Consider the following 18,979-nt stretch of genomic DNA (forward strand, 5'->3'; position numbering starts at 1 on the left):
GGCTACGGGCCGCGGGCGCGGAGGTGGGCGATATCCATGTCCGTGCCGGTTATGGGCGGCGGGTGCGCAGGTAGGCGATGCCCATGTCCAGGGCGGCCTCCAGGTGCGTGACCTCGCCGGTGGACATCTGGATCAGCACGCCGCCCTGGATGCCGGCGAGCAGGGCGGTCGCCGCGTGGTCGGGGTCCAGGTCCGGGTCGACCTCGCCGGCCTCCTGCATGTGCCGTACGCCGGTGGCGATCTCGGCCTGCCAGCGGCGCATCAGCTCGATGACCACGGCCTGGGCGGCGGGCGTACGGCTGCCCAGCTGCGAGGTGACCGAGTTGAGCGGGCACAGGCGGCCCTGGCGACGGTAGTGGTCGACGACCGTGTCACGCCACCGCTGCCAGGCGGGCCACGAGGTCAGCTCGCCGAGCGCCGGCTGCTGGTTCTCCAGCACGCGATCGGCCTCGAGCCGGGCCACCGCCAGCAGCAGCTCCTCCCGCCCGCCGGGGAAATAGTGGAAGAGCTGGCTCTTGCTCGTGGCGGTCGTGGCCAGCACGTCGTCGAGGGTCGTGGTGGCAACGCCGAACTCGCGGATGTGCGCGGCGGCGCCCTCGAGGATGCGCTGCCGCGTCGCGGCGCCCTTGCTGGTGAGCGTGCGCATGGAGACCTCCCAGATTGGACTTGCTAGTCCATTTTAGCGTCGGCATCCTGGACCGCGAATCCTCAATTTCGCAAGGGAGAATTCCCATGTCCGCACGTCTTCAGGGGCGCACCGCCCTGGTCACGGGCTCCACCGACGGCATCGGCACGGCCATCGCCCGCGCCCTGGCGGCGGAGGGCGCCCACGTCATCGTCAGCGGCCGGGACACCGCCAAGGGCGAGAAGGTCGTCGCCTCCATCGCCGAGGAGGGCGGGCAGGCCTCGTTCGTCCGCGCCGACCTCGCCGGAGGGCTGCCTGCCGTCCGAGAGCTCGCCGAGGCCGCGCACCGGCTGGCCGGCGGCCCGCTGGACATCCTGGTCAACAACGCGGCGCTGCTGATCAACCCCGCCCCCACGGCCGAGGTGGCGGAGGAGCTCATCGACCAGGCCCTGGCCGTCAACGTCAAGGCCACCTTCCTCCTCACCGGCCTGATCGCCCCCGCCATGGCGGCCCGCGGCAGCGGCGCGATCATCAACCTCGGGTCCATCTCCGGGCTGTTCGGGACGAGCGGCTCCGCCCTCTACAACACCACGAAGGCCGCCGTCCACTCGCTGACCAAGTCCTGGGCGGACGAGTACGGCCCCTCCGGCGTGCGGGTCAACACCGTGGCCCCGGGACCGACGTTCACCGAGAAGGTCGCCGCGATGGCGGAGTACCTGGCACCGATGATCGCCACCATCCCCTCGCGCAGGCCCAGCACTCCGGAGGAGGTGGCCAAGGCGGTGGTGTTCCTGGCCGGTGACGACGCCGCCAACATCCACGGAGCCACCCTCTCGGTGGACGGCGGGCGCGCCGCGGTCTGAAGCCGCGGTCAGCGCGGAACGTCCCCGGTGGCCGCGAACGTCTGCCGGTAGTGCTCGGCCGCCTGGGCCATGTCGGTGCTGATGAGCTCGAAGAACCGGCTCGCGGTCGCCAGCCGGACGCCCGCCGGAGTGTCGGCGCCGAGGACGTCGACACCCTCCCGGACCGTCTCGGTCCACAGCATCATCGACCGCGTGCCCACCAGCCACGCCCGGTACCAGACCTCGGCGTCGATGATGTAGCGCTCGCGCCGGTTGTCACGCTCGCGCCTGACGAGCCCCACCTGTTCGAGCCAGCCGACCCCCTTGGAGATCGACGCGGGGCTGACCCGCAGCCGCTCGGTCAGCTCGGCGACGGTCAGGTTGCCGGTGTCGCTGGTGAACAGGCAGGCCATCACCCTGGCCGCCATCGTCGGCACACCCCCGAACGCCGAGGTGAGTCTCTCCTCGAACTCCCGTACGGCTTGGGGGTCACGCCTGCCGGAGTCGCCAGCGGCCGCCGGCGCGGCGGGCCGGCGGCGGGCGCGCCATCCGGTCGCCTGCTGCGCCCGGCCCGCGTGATAGCCGTGCGGGCCGCCGTTGCGCGCGATCTCGCGGCCGATGGTCGACCTCGGCCGCCCCAGGCGCCGGGCGATCTCCGCGTAGGTGAGCCCTTCCGCCAGCCCTTCCGAGATCCTGCGGCGGTCGTCGTACGTCAGGTGGCCTCCTGGCATGCGCCCTCCCGGCACGTCATCGTCACGCGCAAGTATGGCGTCCGGGCACACCTGATTGCGACAGGGCAGCAGAGATTGTTGCATTTGCCGACACCGTCGTTGCGCCAGTTACTCCGCTCTGACCTGCGGTGACGACGTGTGCAACTTGCCGAATCCGTGAACGCATTCGTAGCTTTTCCCCGTGCGTGAACGATCGCCGTTCACGCGGAGGGAAACCGACATGACCCAGTCACATCCCGCGCTGCCGACCGAGCGCGACGCGGAGTGCCCCTTAGATCCTCCTCCAGGGCTCGCGCGGCTCCGCGAGGAGGGCCCGCTGAGCCGGCTGAGCTACCCGGACGGACACGTGGGATGGGTGGTGACCGGACACGCTCTCGCCCGCCTCGTGCTCGCCGACCATCGCTTCAGCGGGCGCATCGAGCTGCATCACGTGCCGAACGCCGCCGCCCCCAGGTCCGACCAGCCCGCCAAGCCGGGGCTGTTCCCCCTGATGGACCCGCCCGAGCACACCCGCTACCGCCGCCTGCTCATCGGCCAGTTCACGGTGCGCCGCATGCACGTGCTCGCCGAGCGGGTCGAGGCCATCACCGCCGATCACCTGGACGCCATGGAAGAGGCGGGCTCCCCGGTGGACCTGGTGAAGACGTGGGCGCAGCCGATCCCCGCCCAGGTGATCTGCGAGCTGCTCGGCGTGCCCTACGCCTCCCGGGTGCTCTTCCAAGGACACGCGCTGGCCTTGGGCAGGCTGGACGCCACGCCCCAGGAGATCGCGGCGGCGGCCGCCGCGGTGCGCGGCTTCATCGGCGAGCTGGTGGCCGAGAAGCGCGCCCACCCCGCCGACGACCTGCTCAGCGGCCTGACCGCCGGCGACCTCACCGACGAGGAGCTGACCAACATCGGCCTCACGTTGCTGGGAGCCGGGCTCGACACCACCGCCAACATGCTCGCCATGGGCACCCTCGCCCTGCTGCGGCACCCCGATCAGCTGGCCGCCCTGCGGGCCGATCCCGGGATCGCCGAGCGCGCCGTCGAAGAACTGCTGCGCTATCTGAGCATCGCCCCCTTCACCCTCCGAACGGCCCTGGAGGACGTGGAGCTGGAGGGCCGGCTGATCAGGGCGGGCGAAACGGTGACCGTCTCCCTCGCGGCGGCCAATCGCGACCCGCTGCACTTCGACGACCCCGACACGCTCGACCTGCTCCGCTCGGCCGGCGGACACGTCGCGTTCGGCCACGGCATCCACCAGTGCCTCGGCCAGCAACTGGCCCGCATCGAGCTGCAGGTCGCGCTCCCCGCCCTGGTCCGGCGATTTCCGACCCTCCGCCTGGCCGTCCCGCTGGAGGACCTGGCGCTGCGCACCGACATGAGCGTTTACGGCGTCCACCGGCTCCCGGTCGCCTGGGACGCCTGAACGACATCACCATCGAATCCAAGGGGGACCCTGGCATGGTTGCCAAAGTATGCCTCGTGACCGGCGCCTCGTCCGGCATCGGCCACGCCACCGCGCTCGAGCTCCTGCACTCCGGCCACTTCGTGTACGGCGCGGCACGGCGGGTGGGCAGGATGGCGGCGCTGCGCGACGCGGGAGGCCGCACGCTGCCGATGGACGTGACCAAGGAAGAAGACCTCAAGCGGGTCGTGGACACCGTCCTGGACGAACACGGACGGATCGACGTCCTGGTCAACAACGCGGGAGCCGCCGTCCACGGCGCCGTCGAGGACACGCCGCTCGCGCTGGCCCGAGACCTGTTCGAGGTCAACGTGTTCGCCGCGGCCCGGCTGGCCCAGCTGGTCCTGCCGGGGATGCGGCAGCGGGGATCGGGCACGATCGTCAACGTCTCCTCGATCGGCGGCGAGCTCGCCTTCCCGCTGGGCGCCTGGTACTACGCCTCCAAGCATGCCCTGGAAGCCCTCTCCGACTCGCTGCGCATGGAGACCGCGCAGTTCGGCATCGATGTCGTCGTCATCCAGCCCGGCATCATCAAGACCGACTTCGAGGCCGGGACCGCGCGGCAACTGCGGGAGATCTCCGGGAACGGGCCCTACCGGCAGCTGGCCGAGGCCATGGCACGCGCCGCCGAGGCGCCGACGGGCCACCAGAACGACCAGGCCACCGACCCCGCCGTCGTCGCGACGACGATCCGGGAGGCCGTCGAGTCGGACCGGCCGGAGACCCGCTACGTCGTGGGCTGGCAGGCCGAAGCCCTCCTGCAGCTCAACAGATCCCTCCCGGACCGCGAGTTCGACGCGCGCATCACCGGCTCCCTCAGATGACTCCGGCTCCACGAGATTCCGCAATTCGGAGAAACCCATGACCCCTGCCATCGCCATTTCCGGGCTCGTCAAGGCCTACGGGCCGGCGCGCGCCCTCGACGGGCTCGACCTCACCGTGAACCCCGGAGAGGTGCACGGCTATCTCGGCCCGAACGGAGCGGGCAAGAGCACCACCATCCGCATCCTGCTGGGCCTGATCCGGGCCACTTCCGGCAGCGCCAGGCTGCTGGGCGGCGACCCCTGGGCCGACGCCGTCGCGCTCCACCGGCGGCTGGCGTACGTACCGGGCGACGTCGAGCTGTGGCCCAACCTCACCGGAGGCGAGGCCATCGACGTGCTCGGCCGGCTGCGCGGCGGGCTCGACGACCGGCGCAAGAACGAGCTGATCGAGCGGTTCGAGCTCGACCCGAAGAAGAAGGCGCGGACCTACTCCAAGGGCAACCGCCAGAAGGTCGCCCTCGTCGCCGCCCTCTCCGCGGACGTGGAGCTGCTGATCCTCGACGAGCCCACGAGCGGGCTGGACCCGCTGATGGAGGCGGTGTTCCAGCAGGTCGTCGCCGAGGCCAAGGCCGCCGGCCGGACCATCCTGCTGTCCAGCCACATCCTCGCGCAGGTCGAGACCCTCGCCGACCGGATCACCATCATCCGGGACGGAAAGGTCGTGGAGTCGGGGACGCTGGCGCAGCTGCGGCACCTGACCCGGACGACGGTCGTGGCCGAGACCGCCACCTCGGTCACCGGCCTCGACCGGCTGCCCGGCGTCCACAACGCGAAGATCGACGGTGCGAGGGTGCAGTTCGGCGTGGACGCCCAACACCTCGACGCCGCCATCCGGCACCTCACCACGTTCGGCATCGACTCGCTGGTCAGCCATCCGCCGACGCTCGAGGAGCTCATGCTCCGGCACTACGCGCACAAGGAGGCGGCATGACCACCACGGTTACGCGGGCGCGCGGCCGTACCGGATCGAGAGCGGCGAGCAGCCACCTGACCGGCACCGGCGCGATGGTACGGCTGGCGCTGCGCCGCGACCGGATCAAGCTCACCCTCTGGCTGGTCGCGATCACGGCCCTCGTCCCGCGCTTCTACTACGCCGCCGTCAACGCGGTCGTCCCGACGCCCGAGGCCCTGGCCGAGGCCTCGCAGATGATCCGCGTCTCCTTCATGAGGGTGCTCGGGGGGCCGCTGTTCGGCGAGGTCACCACGCAGAGCTACTTCCTGGCCGCCTACTGGGTCGAGTTCCTGCTGGCCGCCGCGATCATGAACATGATGCTCGTGACCCGGCACACCCGGGCGGAGGAGCAGACGGGCCGGGCCGAGCTCATCCGGGCGGCCGTCGTGGGCCGGCACGCCCAGCTCACCGCGGCGCTGATCGTCGCCGTGATCAGCAATGCCGCGCTCGCGGTCCTCACCACCGCCGCGACGATCAGCATCGGGTTCCCGGCCGGCAGCGCCCTGCTGTTCGGCGCCTCCCTCGCCGCGACCGGGCTGCTGTTCGCCGGGGTCACCGCGGTCACCGCCCAGGTCACCGAGCACCCCCGAGGCGCGAACGGGCTGGCGGGCATCGTGCTCTTCACCGCATGGCTGCTGCGCGGCGCGGGGGCGCTGCAGAGCCAGGAGGGCGGCCCGCTGTTCTGGCTGTCGCCGATCGGCTGGTCACAGCAGACCCGGGTGCTGGGCGACGAGCGCTGGTGGCCGCTCGGCCTGTCGGTCGTTCTCGCCGGGCTGCTGGTCGCGGGCGCCTACTCGCTGGCGGGCCACAGGGATCTCGGCGCCTCCTTGGTGGCCCCGCGTCCCGGCCGGGCGTCGGCGCCATCCTGGCTGCGCTCGCCGTTCACGCTCGCGCTGCGGCTCCAGCAGGCGGCCATTGTCGCGTGGGGAGCCGCGTTCCTCGCCGTCGGCCTCGTCCTGGGCGCCATGACCGGGGGCATGGCGGGCACCGACCTCCCCATCTTCTCCGGCGCGGACTTCGGGCGGGCCTGGATCAGCCTCATGGTGTTCACCGGGTCCCTCTACACCGGCGTCTTCGCGGTCCTGTCGGTCATCCGGCTGCGGGCGGAGGAGGTGCGCGGCCGGATCGCTCCCGTGCTGGCCGGGCCGACCGGCCGATCGACGTGGTACTGGTCGTCCCTGCTGGTCACCGCGCTCGCCGTGGTCGTCCTGCCGGTGGTGTACGGCGCCGCGCTCGGCGTCGGCGCCGCCCTGTCGACCGGCGAGTCCGGCCTCGTGGGAGAGGTCACCTGGGCGAGCCTGATCCGCGCCCCCGAGGTGCTGGTGCTGCTCGCCGTCCCCGCCGCACTGCTCGGGCTCGCCCCGCGGGCCGTGAACGCGGCCTGGGCGGTGCTCGTCTACAGCGGGTTCATGCAGGTACTGGGGTCCTACATGAACCTGCCGGGGTGGCTGGTGAACACGTCGGTGCTGTCCCATCTCCCCTGGCACCCGCTGGGGTCCTTCGCCCCAGTGGCCACGGTGGTGCTCACCGTGCTCGCCGCGGCGCTGGCGATCCTCGGCCTGTACGGCCTGCGCCGCCGCGACCTCGCCGCAGGCTGACGGGGGACGGATCGGCCGGCATCATTACCTAATTGCGCAGGATGACCTTTCCGACGGTACGGCGGGCAGCCAGGTCCGCCAGTGCCTGCCCGGCCTGCGCGAGCTCGTACTCGCCGCCCGTCAGCGGGCGCAGCCGGCCGGCGGCGGTGAGCTCGATCAGCTCGGCCAGCTGCGCGGCGGCGGTGCTGCCCGGCCGGCGCAGGTGGGCGCCGAGCCAGTAGCCGCCCACCGAGATGTTGCGCTCGCTGAGCGAGCCGGGGTCGATCGGCTTCGGCGCCTCGCCGCTCGAGCTCCCGTACGTGATCAGACGTCCGAACGGGGCCAGTGCCAGGGGCGCCGCGTCGAACACCGGCCCGCCCACGGCATCCAGCACCACATCCACCGGGGCGCCGCCGTTGGCCTCGATCACCCGCTCGGCGTAGCCGTCCGCGGCGCCGTCGATCGCGGCGTCCGCGCCGAACCCCAGCACCAGCTCGCGCTTCTTACCGGTGGACGCCGTGCCGATCACCCGCCCGGCCCCGAACTCCTTGGCGAGCTGCACCGTCAGATGGCCCACCCCGCCGGCCGCCGAGTTGACCACGACGCTCTCGCCGGGTGTGATCCGCGCCGCCGTACGCAGGAGATGCCATGCGGTCAGCCCCTGCACCAGCAGCGCCAGCGCGGCGCCCGCGGGCAGCTCCTCGGGGATCTCCACCGGCGCCCCGGCCAGCGCCTTCGTCGCGAAGGCGCGTTCGGTGAGGGCGAGCACCCGGCGGCCGTCCGCGGTGCGGCCCACGACCTCGCTGCCCGGCACGAAAGGGAGCTCGGGCGGCAGGTAGGAACCGTCGAGCCGCTTGACGTCGGCGAAATTGAGCCCGGCGGCCTCGACGTCCACCAGGATCTCGCCGGGGCCGGGCACCGGGTCGGGCACCTCGGCCAGGGTCAGCACCTCGGGACCGCCACGCCGTTCAGCACGCATCACTTTCATGCGCCCGACGCTACGGGGGGCGCGTAAGGCCGGCCAGCGGGTGGTGTTTCTGGATCGCGTGGAATGTATGAAGGTCTTTCATACGTTGTGCCCGCCGTGAACGATCTGACCGCGGCCGAACTACGCGTGCTCGTCGCCGTGGACGGCGCGGGCAGCGTGTCGGCGGCGGGGGCGCGGCTCGGGCTGACCCAGTCGGCCGTCTCGCACGCCCTGCGCGCCGCCGAGCGGAAGATGGGGGCCGTGCTGTTCCACCGCGGGCGCGGCGGAGCCCAGGCCACCGCGGCGGGGGAGGCGGCGGTCGGCCACGCGCGGCAGATCCTGCGGCTCATGGAGGTCATGAAGACCGACACGCACACCGCCGCCCGCGGCGAGGCCGGCGGCACCATCCGGCTGGCCGCCTTCCGCAGCGCCGCCTTCCACCTGCTGCCGAGGGTGCTGGTGCGGTTCGGGCAGCGCCATCCCCGGGTCACCGTGGACGTGCGCATCGTGCCCGACCTGGGCCGGGGCATCGCCGGCGAGGTGGCCGACGGGCGCGCCGACGTGGGTGTCGTCTCGCTGCCGGTGTACGTGGAGGGCCTGGTCAGCAAGGAGCTGTACGCCGAGCCGTACGTGCTGGCCCATCCGGCCGGACACCCGGATCCGCGCTCGCTGCCCATGATCGACTGGCACGAGAACTGCTCGGGGGAGACCCGGCGCTGGCTGGCCAGGCAGGAGTGGATCCCGCCCGGCGACATCACGGTCGAGGATGACGGCGTGGTCATGTCGATGGTCGGCCACGGGCTCGGCGCGGCGATCGTGCCGCGGCTGTCGACCGTGGGAGCGCCGCCCAAGGTGGCCACGACCGAGCTCGGCGACGGCGCCCCGCTGCGCCGCGTGGGCTACGTGACCACCAGGGAGCTGGCCGGGTCGGCGCTGATCCGCGACCTGCTCGGCGAACTGCGCACCCTCCGGACGCCCGCGCCCGCCTGACCGCCCCCGGCAAAGCCCCGCGACCGCGTGATCCGCCGCAAAGCCCGCGACCGCGTGATCGCCGCCGCGCGGCCCTTGCCGCGTGGGCCTGCCACAGGCGCGGCCCCTGTGTAATTCTGTAAGCATGACCGAGCCCCCCATCGTCATCGAGCACCGCGAGCACGTGTGGTACCTGCTCGTCCAGGCCTCGCAGCTCGAGCACATGATCATGTGCCAGTACCTCTTCGCCGAGTTCAGCCTCAAGACCGAGGGCCTCACCGGCGAGCAGCAGGCCGCGGTCGATCGCTGGCGCCAGGAGCTCCACGGCATCGCCGTACAGGAGATGCTCCATCTCGCCCTGGTGGCCAACCTCATGTCGGCCATCGGCGCCGCGCCCACCTTCGGCAGGCCGAACTTCCCGCAGTCCTGCGGCGCGTTCCCGCCCACGATCCAGATGCGGCTGCTGCCCTTCGGCGAGGCCGCCCTGGCCCACTTCCTCTACCTCGAACGGCCCGAGGGCATGGAGCGGCACGACGCCGCCGAATTCATCTCTTGCGATCCGCCGCCCGAGCCCATCGCGTCCGGCGAGATCTTCCCCCGCGCGCAGGAGTTCGCCACGGTCGGCCACCTCTACCGCGGCATCAAGGACGGCCTGACCGCGCTGGTCGCCAAGTACGGCGAGGAACAGGTGTTCTGCGGCTCGCCCCGGGCCCAGGCCACGCCGGAGCTGTTCCGCTGGCCCGAGATGGTCGCGGTGACCGACCTCGCGTCGGCGTGCGCCGCCATCGAGGAGATCATCGAGCAGGGCGAAGGAGCGCAGGGCGCCTGGCAGGACGCCCACTACGGCCGCTTCCTGAAGATCTGGGAGGAGTACCACGCGCTGCGGGCCGCCGACCCGGCCTTCGAACCCGCCCACCCCGCGCTCGGCGCCTTCACCCGCCAGCCCTTCGACGTGCGTGAACCGCAGCCGCTGATCGGCGACCCGCGGACCTTGGCGCTGGCCGAGCTGTGCAACCTCGCCTACGAGGCGATCCTGTGGCTGCTCACCCGCTTCTTCACGCACACCGACGAGAGCGAGGAAGAGCTCGACGTGCTGATCGGCGCGGCGATCACGACGATGGCCGCCGTGCTGCGGCCGCTCGGCACCGAGCTGAGCCGTCGGCCCGCCGGCCCCGCCCATCCGGGACGCACGGCCGGGCCGGCCTTCGAGATGTACTACCTGATGGACAACGTGGTCCCCTGGCGCGAGGCCGCCTGGACGGTGCTGGTCGAACGGCTGCGCCAGATCGCCGAGCGCTGCACGTCCCACGCCGCCACCGACCCGGTGATCGCGGCCGCCACGGAGCAGATCACGGCGGTGGCCGACTCGCTCGACGCCGCCCGCGCCAAGGCGGCCCCCGGGATCACGACCCCCGGCGGGTCAGCGTGACCCGCAGCGCGCAGGCCGTCCCGACCACGAGCAGGGCGGCGACGGCGGCGACGACCCGCACGAGACCCTCGGCCGAGGAGGGGGCCGCGAAGTAGACGGTGCCGAGCCCGGCGACCGCCGTCACCCCGGTCAGCGTCGGGCCGGTGGAGTTGAGCGCCGAGATCGCCGAGGCGAGCCGCGGCTCCACCAGGTACGTGATCCGCGCGATCAGCGGGCTGTAGCCGGCGGCGTGCCCGACCCCCGCGAGCAGCAGCAGCGGCACGGTGCCGTACGGATGCCACTGGTCGCGATGGAGGAGCACCAGCAGGCCCGCCCCGGCCGCGAACGCGATCGGCCCGGCCACCGGCAGCGCGTTCCGCAGCCACCGCGGGTAGCGGTTCCAGGTCAGGCTGAGCGCGCCGAAGCCGACGGCGTACGGGACGAACGCGAGCCCCGCCTGGAGCGGCGAGAAGCGCAGCGCGGACTGCAGGTGCAGGGTCAGAGTGAGCAGGAAGACGGTGTAGCAGCCCATGACGATCCAGCAGGCCACCAGCCCCGGCTTCACCCCGTGCGGCCGCAGCGCCGCCAGGTCCAGGAGCGGGTGCCGCGCCCGGGTCTCATAGCGGACGAACGCCACCAGCAGGGCGGCTCCGCAGACGAGCGAGACCCACGCCCAGGCGGGCCAGCCCTGGTCCCGGCCGAAGATGAGCGGCATCGTGAAAGCGCTCATGGCGACGGTCAGGAGAGCGGTCCCGGCCGGGTCGAGGCGTACCCGCTCGTCCGGGCGGGAGCCCAGCAGGACGCGCGGGCCGACCGCCAGCAGCACCGCGCCGATCGGGACGTTGATCAGGAACACCGGGCGCCAGGAGAGGCCGAACAGGTCGGCGCCCGAGACCAGCCCCCCGATGACCTGCCCCAGCGCGACTCCCAGGGCGAGCACCAGGCTGTAGAGGCCGATCGCCCGGCGGCGGGCCGGTCCGTCCCAGTGCCGCTGGATGAGCGAGAAGACCTGCGGCATCAGCAGCGCCGCCCCCGCGGCCTGGGCGACGCGGGTCACCACCAGCAGGGGCGCGTTCGGGGCCAGCCCGCACAGCAGCGACGCCACGGTGAACCAGCCCAGCCCGACGAGGAACGCGCGCCGATGCCCGACGATGTCGCCGATCCGCGCGCAGGTGACCAGGAGCACCCCGGTGGTCAGCAGGTAGCCCGACACGACCAGCTGGATCGCGGTGCTGCCGGCGTGCAGCCCGTCACGGATGGTCTGCGCCGCCACCGACACGATCGATCCGTCCATGGACGCCATGGCCTGGCCGGTGAGCAGCACGGCCAGCATCGGGCCGCGGCGGGCGACGGCCACGGGAGGAGGAGCGAGGGCGATCATGCGGCCGAGTATCGGCCGAGCGCCTCCCGCCGGTCTTGAAGATATTTGCGGCCCAGACGCCGCGCGGTCCGATCAGCCGCGGGCCTCCGGGATCCAGACGCGCATGGCCGAAGGTCCGCGGCGGGCCCACGAGCGGTACGGGATCAGGGGCACGGCGCGGTCCTCGCCGGTCCGGTGGTGGCGGGCGGTGGCCACGACGGATCCGTGCTCCGCGGCGACGGTGTCCGGCAGCAGCGTCGCGTCCTCCAGCGCCCATGACGGCGGCAGGTCGACCGACTCCAGGGCGAGCACCTCCGGCCCCCGCCGGACGGCCACGCATCCGCGGACGGCGTCGACGCGGTGGTCCGGGCGGACGACCCGGGGCCGCAGGTCGAGGGTCAGCTCCAGCCGGTCGCCCACCTGCCAGGTCCTGGTCAGCGTCATGGGTGCGGGCTCGCCGTTGAGGCTGAGCCGGGTGGCCGCGGACCACTCCGGGTCGCGCAGGGTGACGGACGCCGGCCGGGCGGGCGCCTGCCGTACGGTGATCGTCACCGCGCCGTCGCGTGGGTAGTCCGTCGTGACGTCCAGCTCGAACGGCCCGCCGGCCACGACGGCGTCGATGGTGGACGACGCGTACTGGTGGATCTGGATGCCGTCAGAGGTGGTCGTGGCGAGATACCCGCCCAGACTGGCGAGGGTGCGGGCCAGGTTGGGCGGGCAGCAGGAGACCTCGTACCAGGCCTGGCGCCGGCCGGACCCGCCGCGGATGCACACGCCGTCGTCGTTGAGCGGGACGTCGTCGCTCGGGTGGCGCTGGTGCAGGGTGTTGGCGTAGAAGAACGAGCGGCCGTCCTCGCCGAGCGAGGTCGCGACGATGTTGTGGAGGGTGCGCTCGATCAGATCGGCGTAGCGCGGCTCGCCGGTGGCCAGCAGCAGCCGCCAGCTGAACATGATGGACGCGACGCCCGCGCAGGTCTCGCAGTAGGAGCGGTCCGGCGGCAGCACGTGGTCCTCGCCGAAGGCCTCGTCCATGTGGTGCGAGCCCATCCCGCCGGTGATGTACGTCCGGCGCGCGACGGTGTTGTCCCACTGGGTCCTCAACGCGTCCAGCAGCTCCCGGTCGCCGGTCTCCACCGCGACGTCGACCGCCCCGGCGGCCAGGTAGAGCGCGCGTACGGCGTGCCCGCGCAGCACGTCGGCCTCGCGGACGGGGAGGTCGTCCTGCGCGAAGGCCCGCCCGAACTCGATCAACGGCAACGTACCCGTGCCGCGCCGCTCGATGAACAGCGCGGCCTGGTCGAGGTGGCGACGCTCCCCGGTGGTGCGGAACAGCTCCACGAGCGCGACCTCGATCTCGGCGTGCCCGCACACCCGGTTCAGCCCGCCCGGCCCGAACATGACGCAGACGTGGTCGGCGAGCCGGACCGCGACGTCGAGCAGCGACCTGGTGCCGTACGCCCGGTGGTGCGCGACCGCCGCCTGGATCAGGTGGCCGAAACAGTACAGCTCATGCCCCCAGGTGAAGTCGCTGTAGCGGGGGGCCTGCCAGGGGCGGCCGAAGAGCGTGTGCAGGTAGCCGTCGGGCTCCTGCGCCGCGGCGACCCGCCGGATCAGGTCGTCGGCGATCGTGTCGAGCGCGCTCGGGCCCGAGTGCGCGCGCTCCCAGGAGATCGCCTCGATGATCTTGTAGATCTCCGAGTCGGCGAACTCGCGGCCGCGGTGCTCGTACCGGGTGCCGCTCGCGGCCCCGTCGAAGTTGGCCACCCACCCGAGGCGCTCCATCCACTCCACCGCGTGCGGGATGACCGCCGAGCGGCTGACGGTCTGGAGCCGTCCCCAGAACCCCTCCTCCAGCCGGGCCCGGTCGAGGGGCAGCGGCTGGAGCAGGGCGTGCGAGGGCTGGACGGGTGGCGCTGACATGGCACTCCTGGCTGGTTCTTCAGAGGTGGGGGCGGGCGGAGGACTCGCGGACGACGAGCGCGGGCCTGACGACGAGATCCGGCGGGTGCGACTGCCCGTCGCGCAGGTGCAGCAACTGCCGGAAAGCCAGCCAGCCCAGGCGCTGGAAGTCCTGCTCCACCGTGGTCAGGGCGGGGGAGAGGAACCGGCTGAAGGGCTGGTCGTCGAACCCCGCCACCGACTTGCCTTCGGGAAGCGGCACGCCGGCGTCGCGGAAGGCGCGCAGCACGGCGGCGGCGACGACGTCGGTCGCGCAGAAGACGGCGGTGACGTCGTCGCGGTGCGCCAGCTCCAGCCCGATCTCGTAACCGCTCTGCGGGTCGAAGGTCGCCGTCCAGGTCGGCGGCGGCTCGATCCCGCGGGCCTCCAGGGCCGCGCGCCAGCCCGCAGTACGGCCGGACGGCCGGCCGAACGGCGGCTCGGTGACGTGGTGCACCGTGCCGTGCCCCAGGTCGAGCAGGTGCTCGGTGACCAGGCGCCCGCCGGAGTGCTCGTCCATCACCGCGTACGGCACGTGCCCCGGGCGGCCGTCGAACCCGGTGACGCCGATCGTCGGCACCGAGCTCGGCATGCGGCCGATGACCCGCTCGCCCTGGGCGTCGAAGTCGATCACGATGACCCCCGCGATCTCCTGGCTGAGCGCGCGCCGGATCGCCCCTTCCACTTCGCTGCCTGTGGACTCGATCACGCAGACGGTGACCGCGTAGCCGTTGTCGCGTGCCGCCTGCTCGATGCCGGCCAGCACCTCCGCGTACCCGTAGCGGTTGAGGTGGGACGCCATTACGGCGATCATCGACCGCGACCCCGAGATCAGCGTCCTGGCCACGCCCTTGGGCCGGTAGTCCAGCTCTTTGACGGCGCGCATGACGCGCGCCACGGTCTCCGGCCGCACCCCGGAGGAGCCGTTGAGCACCCGCGACACGGTCGGGACGGAGACCTCGGCCAGCCGCGCGACATCGGCGATCCTCACTCCTCGTGACATGTCGCAAATATATACATGAGTCATGAAAAAATCATCAAAGGCGGGGTCGTGACTGACCGCCGCCCGGATACAGCCTGCTTTCAGGCGGGCGCGGGGCCGACCGACTGGCCCGGCACCAGCGTGCAGGGGATGAGGATGTTCGGAGGGGCGTCCTGGACCCCTTCGAGCTGGTCGATCAGCGCGTTCACGCCGAGGCGGCCGAGCTGCGTGGCCGGCGCCGTCATGACGGTCAGGGACGGCTCGATCATCTCGCCGAGCTCGGCGGTGGTGGCCGCGGAGATGATCGACAGGTCGTCCGGCACGCTACGGCCGAGTGCCCGCGACTCCTTGACCAGCCCCGCCGAGGCGCCCTCGTTCACCACGACGACGCCCGTCACCTGCGGGAAGTCCTCGCTGAGCCGGCGTGCCGCCTTCCGCCCCCCGGCCGACGTGCCCTCCACGGTGATGACGGTGCTGGGCTCGCCGGCAGCCTCCATCGCGTCGAGGTACGCGGACTTCACCCGCATGATCCAGCCGGGCTCGTTACCGGTCGAGGCCCTCATGTGCAGGGTGACGAGCGCGATGCGCCGGTGACCGAAGGAACGCAGGTGCTCGACGGCCTGGTTGATCGTGGTGGTGAAGTCCATGTCGACGAACGGCAGGTCTTCGTCCTCGGTCCGGCCGATCAGCGCGAAGGGGAGCCCGGACGCGATCAGCCGGTCGACGCGGGGGTCGTGGAGCTGGACCTCCATGAGCAGCGCGCCGTCGACGAGACCGCCGGCGAGTAGGTGGGACATCTGCTCGTCGTCGTTCACGGGCCACAGCACGAGGTCGTAGCCCCGCTCGCGAGCGCCGTGGGCGGCACTCATGAGGAACTGGTTGGCCGTGGCGATCGGCCGGGCCTCGAGGTAGGGGTGCAACAGCGCGAGGATGCGCGTGCGCGAGCTGGCCAGCGCGCGGGCCACGACGTTGCGCCGGTAGTCGAGCTCCCGGATGGCCGCCTCGATGCGGGCCCGGGTCTCCGGAGCGACCCGCTTGGTGCCGTTGATGACGAAGGAGACCGTGGCGATGGAGACGTTGGCTCGCTCGGCGACATCGCGCATCGTGACCATGGATTGCCTGCCTCCCGCCTCGTTAGGACGCGCGAGCAACTCTATCGCGGCTCCCTCGGTAAATCGCTTAACTAGTTATTGACATTACAGTGCGATCGGCGCAACATACTTCACAAGCAAGCGCGGTTAAGCGCTTTACCGACAGTTGTCCACGTCTCGAGAGCGATGCGTCCCGCATCCCCGGCTCTCTCCGTGACTCATCCGCCAGTGGCCTACGAAGAACCACCCCCCTATGCCGCCAAGGAGTAGCTCACATGAAGACAGCGCGAAAGTGCCCCGGAAAGGCGCCCAAAGTAGCTGTCGCGGCAGCGGCCCTTCTCCCTCTCTCCCTGACCGCCTGCGGCGGATCGGCCTCCTCCGACACCGGATCGCTGACCGTCCAGGATTACTACGAACCCTCGCACGACGCGATCTACAAAGCCTGCGCGAAGAGCGTCGGCGTCGAGATCAAGATCAACCACATCCCGGGTGCCGGGCTGATCTCCAAAGTCCTCCAGCAGAGCTCCTCGCGCACGCTTCCTGACGTGCTGATGCTCGACAACCCCGACGTGCAGCAGATCGCCGCCTCCGGCGCGCTCTCGCCGCTGACCGACTACGGGCTGAACGGCGACGGCATGGTGGAGGCCGTCGTGAAGGCCGGCACCTACCAGGGCAAGCTGTACGGGCTCGCGCCGGCCGTCAACACCCTCACCATCTTCTACAACAAGGACATGTTCGCGGCCGCGGGCATCTCGGCGCCGCCCAAGACCTGGGACGAACTGCGCGCTGCCGCGAAGAAGCTGACCCAGCAGGACCGCTACGGCTTCGCGATGAGCAACATCAACACCTACGAGGGCTCGTGGCAGTTCCTGCCGTTCATGTGGGGCAACGGCGGCTCGGAGCAGAACATCGCCACCCCCGAGACCGCGCAGGCGCTGCAGCTCCTCGTCGACCTGCAGAACGACGGGTCGATCTCCAAGAGCTCCATCAACTGGGGCCAGGGCGACGTGGTCAACCAGTTCGTCGCCGGCAAGGCCGCCATGGCGGTCAACGGTCCATGGGTGATCCCCCAGCTGGAGAAGGAGAAGAGCCTGAAGTGGGGGGCGTTCACGATCCCCACGCGGCTGGCGTCGCAGACCACGGTCGCGCCGCTCGGCGGTGAGGTCTACACGGTGCCGCGGACCGGCGACAAGACCAAGATGGGCAAGGCCGGAGAGTTCGTGAAGTGCCTCATCTCGCCGGAGAAGCAGCTCGAGTCGGCGAAGATCGAGCAGACCATTCCGTCGACGCTGAGCGTCGGCGCGGAATTCGGCAAGACCAGCGAGGTGATCGCGCCGTTCGTCACGGCGGTGAAGACCGCACGCGCGCGCACCGCGATTCTCGGGCCGGACTGGCCGAAGGCGGCGACGAAGATCTACACCGCCGTCCAGGCCGCCCTGACGGGCAAGGCCGCTCCCGCGGAAGCGCTGCAGCAGGCGCAGAACCAGCAGTAGGGGCGGCTCGTGATCTCGGCCAACCTTCGTCTTGCCGCAACCGGAAAGTCGCTCGAAAGGGAGAACCGTAGAACGGCCCGCCTGATCCGGAGCGGCGCGCAGTGGCTTTTCTCGCTGCCGGCCGTCGTCTTCGTGGCGGTGTTCTTCGGGTACCCCATCGTGCAGAACCTCGTCATGAGTTTCCAGGAGTACACGACCTCGACCTTCTACACGGGAGAGGCTCCATGGGTCGGCCTGGCCAACTATGCGAAGTCCCTGTCGAGCAGCCTGTTCACGACCACCGTCGTGAACACGGCCCTGTTCACGGTCGGGTCGATCTCCTTCCAATTCGCGATCGGGCTCGCCCTGGCGCTGTTCTTCAAACGCAATTTCCCGCTGAGCGGTTTCCTGCGCTCGCTGCTCCTGCTTCCGTGGCTGCTGCCGCTGATCGCCTCCAGCGCGGTCTGGAAATGGATCCTCGACCAGGAGAGCGGCGCCCTGAACCAGTTTCTCGGCCTGTTCGGCGTCGACCCGATCCCGTGGCTGGTCAGCCCCGGCCTCGCGCTCGTCGGCGTCATCGGCGTGAACATCTGGCTCGGGATCCCGTTCAACGTCGCGATCCTCTACAGCGGCCTGCAGGGAGTCCCGCGGGAGCTCTACGAGGCGGGCTCGCTGGACGGCGCGGTCGGCTGGAAGGCGTTCCGGCACATCACCTGGCCGAGCATCCGGCCCGTGGTCAGCGTCGTCCTCGTGCTCGGCGTCGTCTACACGCTCAAGGTCGTCGACATCATCCTCGGCCTGACCGGCGGCGGCCCGGCCAACTCCACCCAGACGCTGGCCACGAACGCCTACAACAAGTCGTTCGTCGAGTTCGACTTCGGGCAGGGCGCCGCGCTCAGCAACATCCTCATCGTGGTGTCGCTCGTCTTCGCCATGGTCTACCTCTACCTCTCACGCCGGGAGCCCGACGAGTGAACACCTCATCGACCGTGCGCCGGCTGCCCATGACCGTGCTCGGCGTCGTCTTCCTGGCGGTGATGATCTTCCCGGTCTACTGGATGGTCAACAGCAGCCTCCAGGCCAGCTCCGGAGCCGCCACCACGGACTTCTTCCCCATCCACCTGACGTTCTCCGGGTACGCGACGGCGATCTCCGAGCAGGGCCCGAACTTCGTCACGAGCCTGACCATCGCCCTGGGGACGGTGGTGCTGACGCTGCTCGTCGCCGCCCCCGCCGCCTACGGCCTGTCCCGCTTCCGGAGCCGCGGCGCCAACGCGTTCGTGCTGGTGCTGCTGATGATCCCCGCCATGGTCATCGCGAACGCGCTCTATCCCCTGTTCAACTCGCTCAACCTGCTCAACAACGTGTTCGGCCTGATCCTCGCCAACACCGCCGGCGACATCCCGTTCGCGGTGCTGCTCATCCGCGCGTTCATGGGGTCCATCCCCAGGGCGCTCGTGGAGGCCGCGCTGGTGGACGGCGCGGGCAACTTCCGGGCCTTCGTCTCCATCGTCGTGCCGATCAGCAAGAACGCTCTCGTGACCGCCGCGCTCTTCACCTTCCTGAGGGCGTGGAGCGACTTCCTCTTCGCGCTCACCCTGACCAGCACCCCCGAAGTCCGGCCCATCACGCTCGGCATCTACGACTACATCAACGCCAACAGCGAGGACTGGGCGGCCGTGATGGCCACCGCGGTGCTCGCCTCCGTCCCGGCGGGCCTGCTGCTGATCTTCGCCCAGCGCTACATCGCGTCCGGCGCCATCAGCGGCGCCATCAAATGAGAAAGGAACA

The 18,979-nt window shown here is 71.2% G+C and carries 17 protein-coding genes; 10 read left to right on the forward strand and 7 right to left on the reverse strand.

Going from position 1 to position 18,979, the window contains the following annotated elements; genetic code table 11:
- Positions 1 to 49: 49 nt before the first annotated feature.
- A complete protein-coding gene (locus ACIBI9_RS05835) occupies positions 50 to 646 on the reverse strand; it encodes a TetR/AcrR family transcriptional regulator (RefSeq protein WP_397220768.1) in 597 nt (198 codons plus the stop codon).
- An 86-nt stretch (positions 647 to 732) separates the two neighbouring features.
- Here ACIBI9_RS05835 and ACIBI9_RS05840 point away from each other — a divergent pair, with 86 nt between their 5' ends.
- Positions 733 to 1,488, forward strand: coding sequence for an SDR family NAD(P)-dependent oxidoreductase (locus ACIBI9_RS05840; RefSeq protein ID WP_397220769.1), 756 nt, complete (start codon positions 733 to 735; stop codon positions 1,486 to 1,488).
- Positions 1,489 to 1,496: 8 nt separating this feature from the next.
- On the opposite strand, the gene ACIBI9_RS05845 is transcribed toward ACIBI9_RS05840, so the two are convergent.
- Entirely contained in the window at positions 1,497 to 2,198 is a 702-nt protein-coding gene (locus ACIBI9_RS05845; protein ID WP_397220770.1) for a helix-turn-helix domain-containing protein, read from the reverse strand.
- Between the two features lie 220 nt (positions 2,199 to 2,418).
- On the opposite strand from ACIBI9_RS05845, the gene ACIBI9_RS05850 reads away from it, so the two are divergent.
- The 4 genes from ACIBI9_RS05850 to ACIBI9_RS05865 are packed head-to-tail and all read left to right on the forward strand — an operon-like array spanning position 2,419 to position 7,022.
- Entirely contained in the window at positions 2,419 to 3,609 is a 1,191-nt protein-coding gene (locus tag ACIBI9_RS05850) for a cytochrome P450 (protein WP_397220771.1), read from the forward strand.
- A 35-nt stretch (positions 3,610 to 3,644) separates the two neighbouring features.
- Positions 3,645 to 4,472, forward strand: coding sequence for an oxidoreductase (locus ACIBI9_RS05855; RefSeq protein ID WP_397220772.1), 828 nt, complete (start codon positions 3,645 to 3,647; stop codon positions 4,470 to 4,472).
- 37 nt (positions 4,473 to 4,509) lie between these two features.
- The gene (locus tag ACIBI9_RS05860) at positions 4,510 to 5,403 is read left to right on the forward strand and encodes an ATP-binding cassette domain-containing protein (protein WP_397220773.1); all 894 of its coding nucleotides are present in this window, start codon (positions 4,510 to 4,512) and stop codon (positions 5,401 to 5,403) included.
- Positions 5,400 to 7,022, forward strand: a complete 1,623-nt coding sequence (locus tag ACIBI9_RS05865) for an ABC transporter permease (RefSeq protein ID WP_397220774.1) — start codon at positions 5,400 to 5,402, stop codon at positions 7,020 to 7,022. Before ACIBI9_RS05860 ends, ACIBI9_RS05865 begins: the two co-directional genes overlap by 4 nt.
- A 28-nt stretch (positions 7,023 to 7,050) precedes the next feature.
- On the opposite strand, the gene ACIBI9_RS05870 is transcribed toward ACIBI9_RS05865, so the two are convergent.
- On the reverse strand, positions 7,051 to 7,989 hold the full coding sequence (locus tag ACIBI9_RS05870) for a zinc-binding alcohol dehydrogenase family protein (protein WP_397220775.1): 939 nt from the start codon (positions 7,987 to 7,989) through the stop codon (positions 7,051 to 7,053).
- Positions 7,990 to 8,085: 96 nt separating this feature from the next.
- Here ACIBI9_RS05870 and ACIBI9_RS05875 point away from each other — a divergent pair, with 96 nt between their 5' ends.
- Together ACIBI9_RS05875 and ACIBI9_RS05880 are read left to right on the forward strand one after the other, a co-directional pair.
- Positions 8,086 to 8,958, forward strand: a complete 873-nt coding sequence (locus ACIBI9_RS05875) for a LysR family transcriptional regulator (RefSeq protein ID WP_397220776.1) — start codon at positions 8,086 to 8,088, stop codon at positions 8,956 to 8,958.
- A gap of 124 nt (positions 8,959 to 9,082) precedes the next feature.
- A complete protein-coding gene (locus ACIBI9_RS05880) occupies positions 9,083 to 10,366 on the forward strand; it encodes a ferritin-like protein (protein WP_397220777.1) in 1,284 nt (427 codons plus the stop codon).
- Here ACIBI9_RS05880 and ACIBI9_RS05885 read toward each other — a convergent pair.
- From ACIBI9_RS05885 to ACIBI9_RS05900, 4 genes are all read right to left on the reverse strand, one after another.
- On the reverse strand, positions 10,341 to 11,726 hold the full coding sequence (locus ACIBI9_RS05885; RefSeq protein ID WP_397220778.1) for an MFS transporter: 1,386 nt from the start codon (positions 11,724 to 11,726) through the stop codon (positions 10,341 to 10,343). The two genes, ACIBI9_RS05880 and ACIBI9_RS05885, sit on opposite strands and share 26 nt — an antisense overlap.
- Positions 11,727 to 11,798: 72 nt before the next feature.
- Positions 11,799 to 13,625 carry a glycoside hydrolase family 127 protein gene (locus ACIBI9_RS05890; protein WP_397220779.1) on the reverse strand — a complete coding sequence of 609 codons (1,827 nt, stop codon included), beginning with the start codon at positions 13,623 to 13,625 and terminating at the stop codon, positions 11,799 to 11,801.
- Positions 13,626 to 13,644: 19 nt separating this feature from the next.
- Positions 13,645 to 14,646, reverse strand: coding sequence for a LacI family DNA-binding transcriptional regulator (locus tag ACIBI9_RS05895; protein ID WP_397220780.1), 1,002 nt, complete (start codon positions 14,644 to 14,646; stop codon positions 13,645 to 13,647).
- Positions 14,647 to 14,726: 80 nt separating this feature from the next.
- Complete coding sequence (locus tag ACIBI9_RS05900) at positions 14,727 to 15,737, reverse strand: LacI family DNA-binding transcriptional regulator (RefSeq protein ID WP_397220781.1); 1,011 nt, start codon at positions 15,735 to 15,737, stop codon at positions 14,727 to 14,729.
- A 254-nt stretch (positions 15,738 to 15,991) separates the two neighbouring features.
- Between ACIBI9_RS05900 and ACIBI9_RS05905 the strand changes: the two genes are divergently transcribed.
- Genes ACIBI9_RS05905 through ACIBI9_RS05915 form a run of 3 tightly spaced genes read left to right on the forward strand, consistent with a single transcriptional unit; the run spans position 15,992 to position 18,969 of the window.
- Entirely contained in the window at positions 15,992 to 17,209 is a 1,218-nt protein-coding gene (locus ACIBI9_RS05905; protein WP_397220782.1) for an extracellular solute-binding protein, read from the forward strand.
- A 9-nt stretch (positions 17,210 to 17,218) separates the two neighbouring features.
- Positions 17,219 to 18,163: a carbohydrate ABC transporter permease gene (locus tag ACIBI9_RS05910; protein ID WP_397220783.1), complete on the forward strand. Its 945-nt coding sequence runs from the start codon at positions 17,219 to 17,221 to the stop codon at positions 18,161 to 18,163.
- A complete protein-coding gene (locus ACIBI9_RS05915) occupies positions 18,160 to 18,969 on the forward strand; it encodes a carbohydrate ABC transporter permease (RefSeq protein WP_397220784.1) in 810 nt (269 codons plus the stop codon). The genes ACIBI9_RS05910 and ACIBI9_RS05915 overlap by 4 nt, the downstream gene beginning before the upstream one ends.
- Positions 18,970 to 18,979 lie beyond the last annotated feature (10 nt).

Source organism: Nonomuraea sp. NPDC050451 (assembly GCF_044458585.1).

Coding starts and splice junctions, on each gene's coding strand:
- ACIBI9_RS05855 (WP_397220772.1), top strand. CDS start 3,645: ATGGTTGCCAAAGTATGCCTCGTGACCGGCGCCTCGTCCGGCATCGGC.
- ACIBI9_RS05890 (WP_397220779.1), bottom strand. CDS start 13,625: ATGTCAGCGCCACCCGTCCAGCCCTCGCACGCCCTGCTCCAGCCGCTG.
- ACIBI9_RS05870 (WP_397220775.1), bottom strand. CDS start 7,989: ATGAAAGTGATGCGTGCTGAACGGCGTGGCGGTCCCGAGGTGCTGACC.
- ACIBI9_RS05845 (WP_397220770.1), bottom strand. CDS start 2,198: ATGCCAGGAGGCCACCTGACGTACGACGACCGCCGCAGGATCTCGGAA.
- ACIBI9_RS05885 (WP_397220778.1), bottom strand. CDS start 11,726: ATGATCGCCCTCGCTCCTCCTCCCGTGGCCGTCGCCCGCCGCGGCCCG.
- ACIBI9_RS05860 (WP_397220773.1), top strand. CDS start 4,510: ATGACCCCTGCCATCGCCATTTCCGGGCTCGTCAAGGCCTACGGGCCG.
- ACIBI9_RS05905 (WP_397220782.1), top strand. CDS start 15,992: ATGAAGACAGCGCGAAAGTGCCCCGGAAAGGCGCCCAAAGTAGCTGTC.
- ACIBI9_RS05840 (WP_397220769.1), top strand. CDS start 733: ATGTCCGCACGTCTTCAGGGGCGCACCGCCCTGGTCACGGGCTCCACC.
- ACIBI9_RS05900 (WP_397220781.1), bottom strand. CDS start 15,737: ATGGTCACGATGCGCGATGTCGCCGAGCGAGCCAACGTCTCCATCGCC.
- ACIBI9_RS05865 (WP_397220774.1), top strand. CDS start 5,400: ATGACCACCACGGTTACGCGGGCGCGCGGCCGTACCGGATCGAGAGCG.
- ACIBI9_RS05835 (WP_397220768.1), bottom strand. CDS start 646: ATGCGCACGCTCACCAGCAAGGGCGCCGCGACGCGGCAGCGCATCCTC.
- ACIBI9_RS05880 (WP_397220777.1), top strand. CDS start 9,083: ATGACCGAGCCCCCCATCGTCATCGAGCACCGCGAGCACGTGTGGTAC.
- ACIBI9_RS05850 (WP_397220771.1), top strand. CDS start 2,419: ATGACCCAGTCACATCCCGCGCTGCCGACCGAGCGCGACGCGGAGTGC.
- ACIBI9_RS05895 (WP_397220780.1), bottom strand. CDS start 14,646: ATGTCACGAGGAGTGAGGATCGCCGATGTCGCGCGGCTGGCCGAGGTC.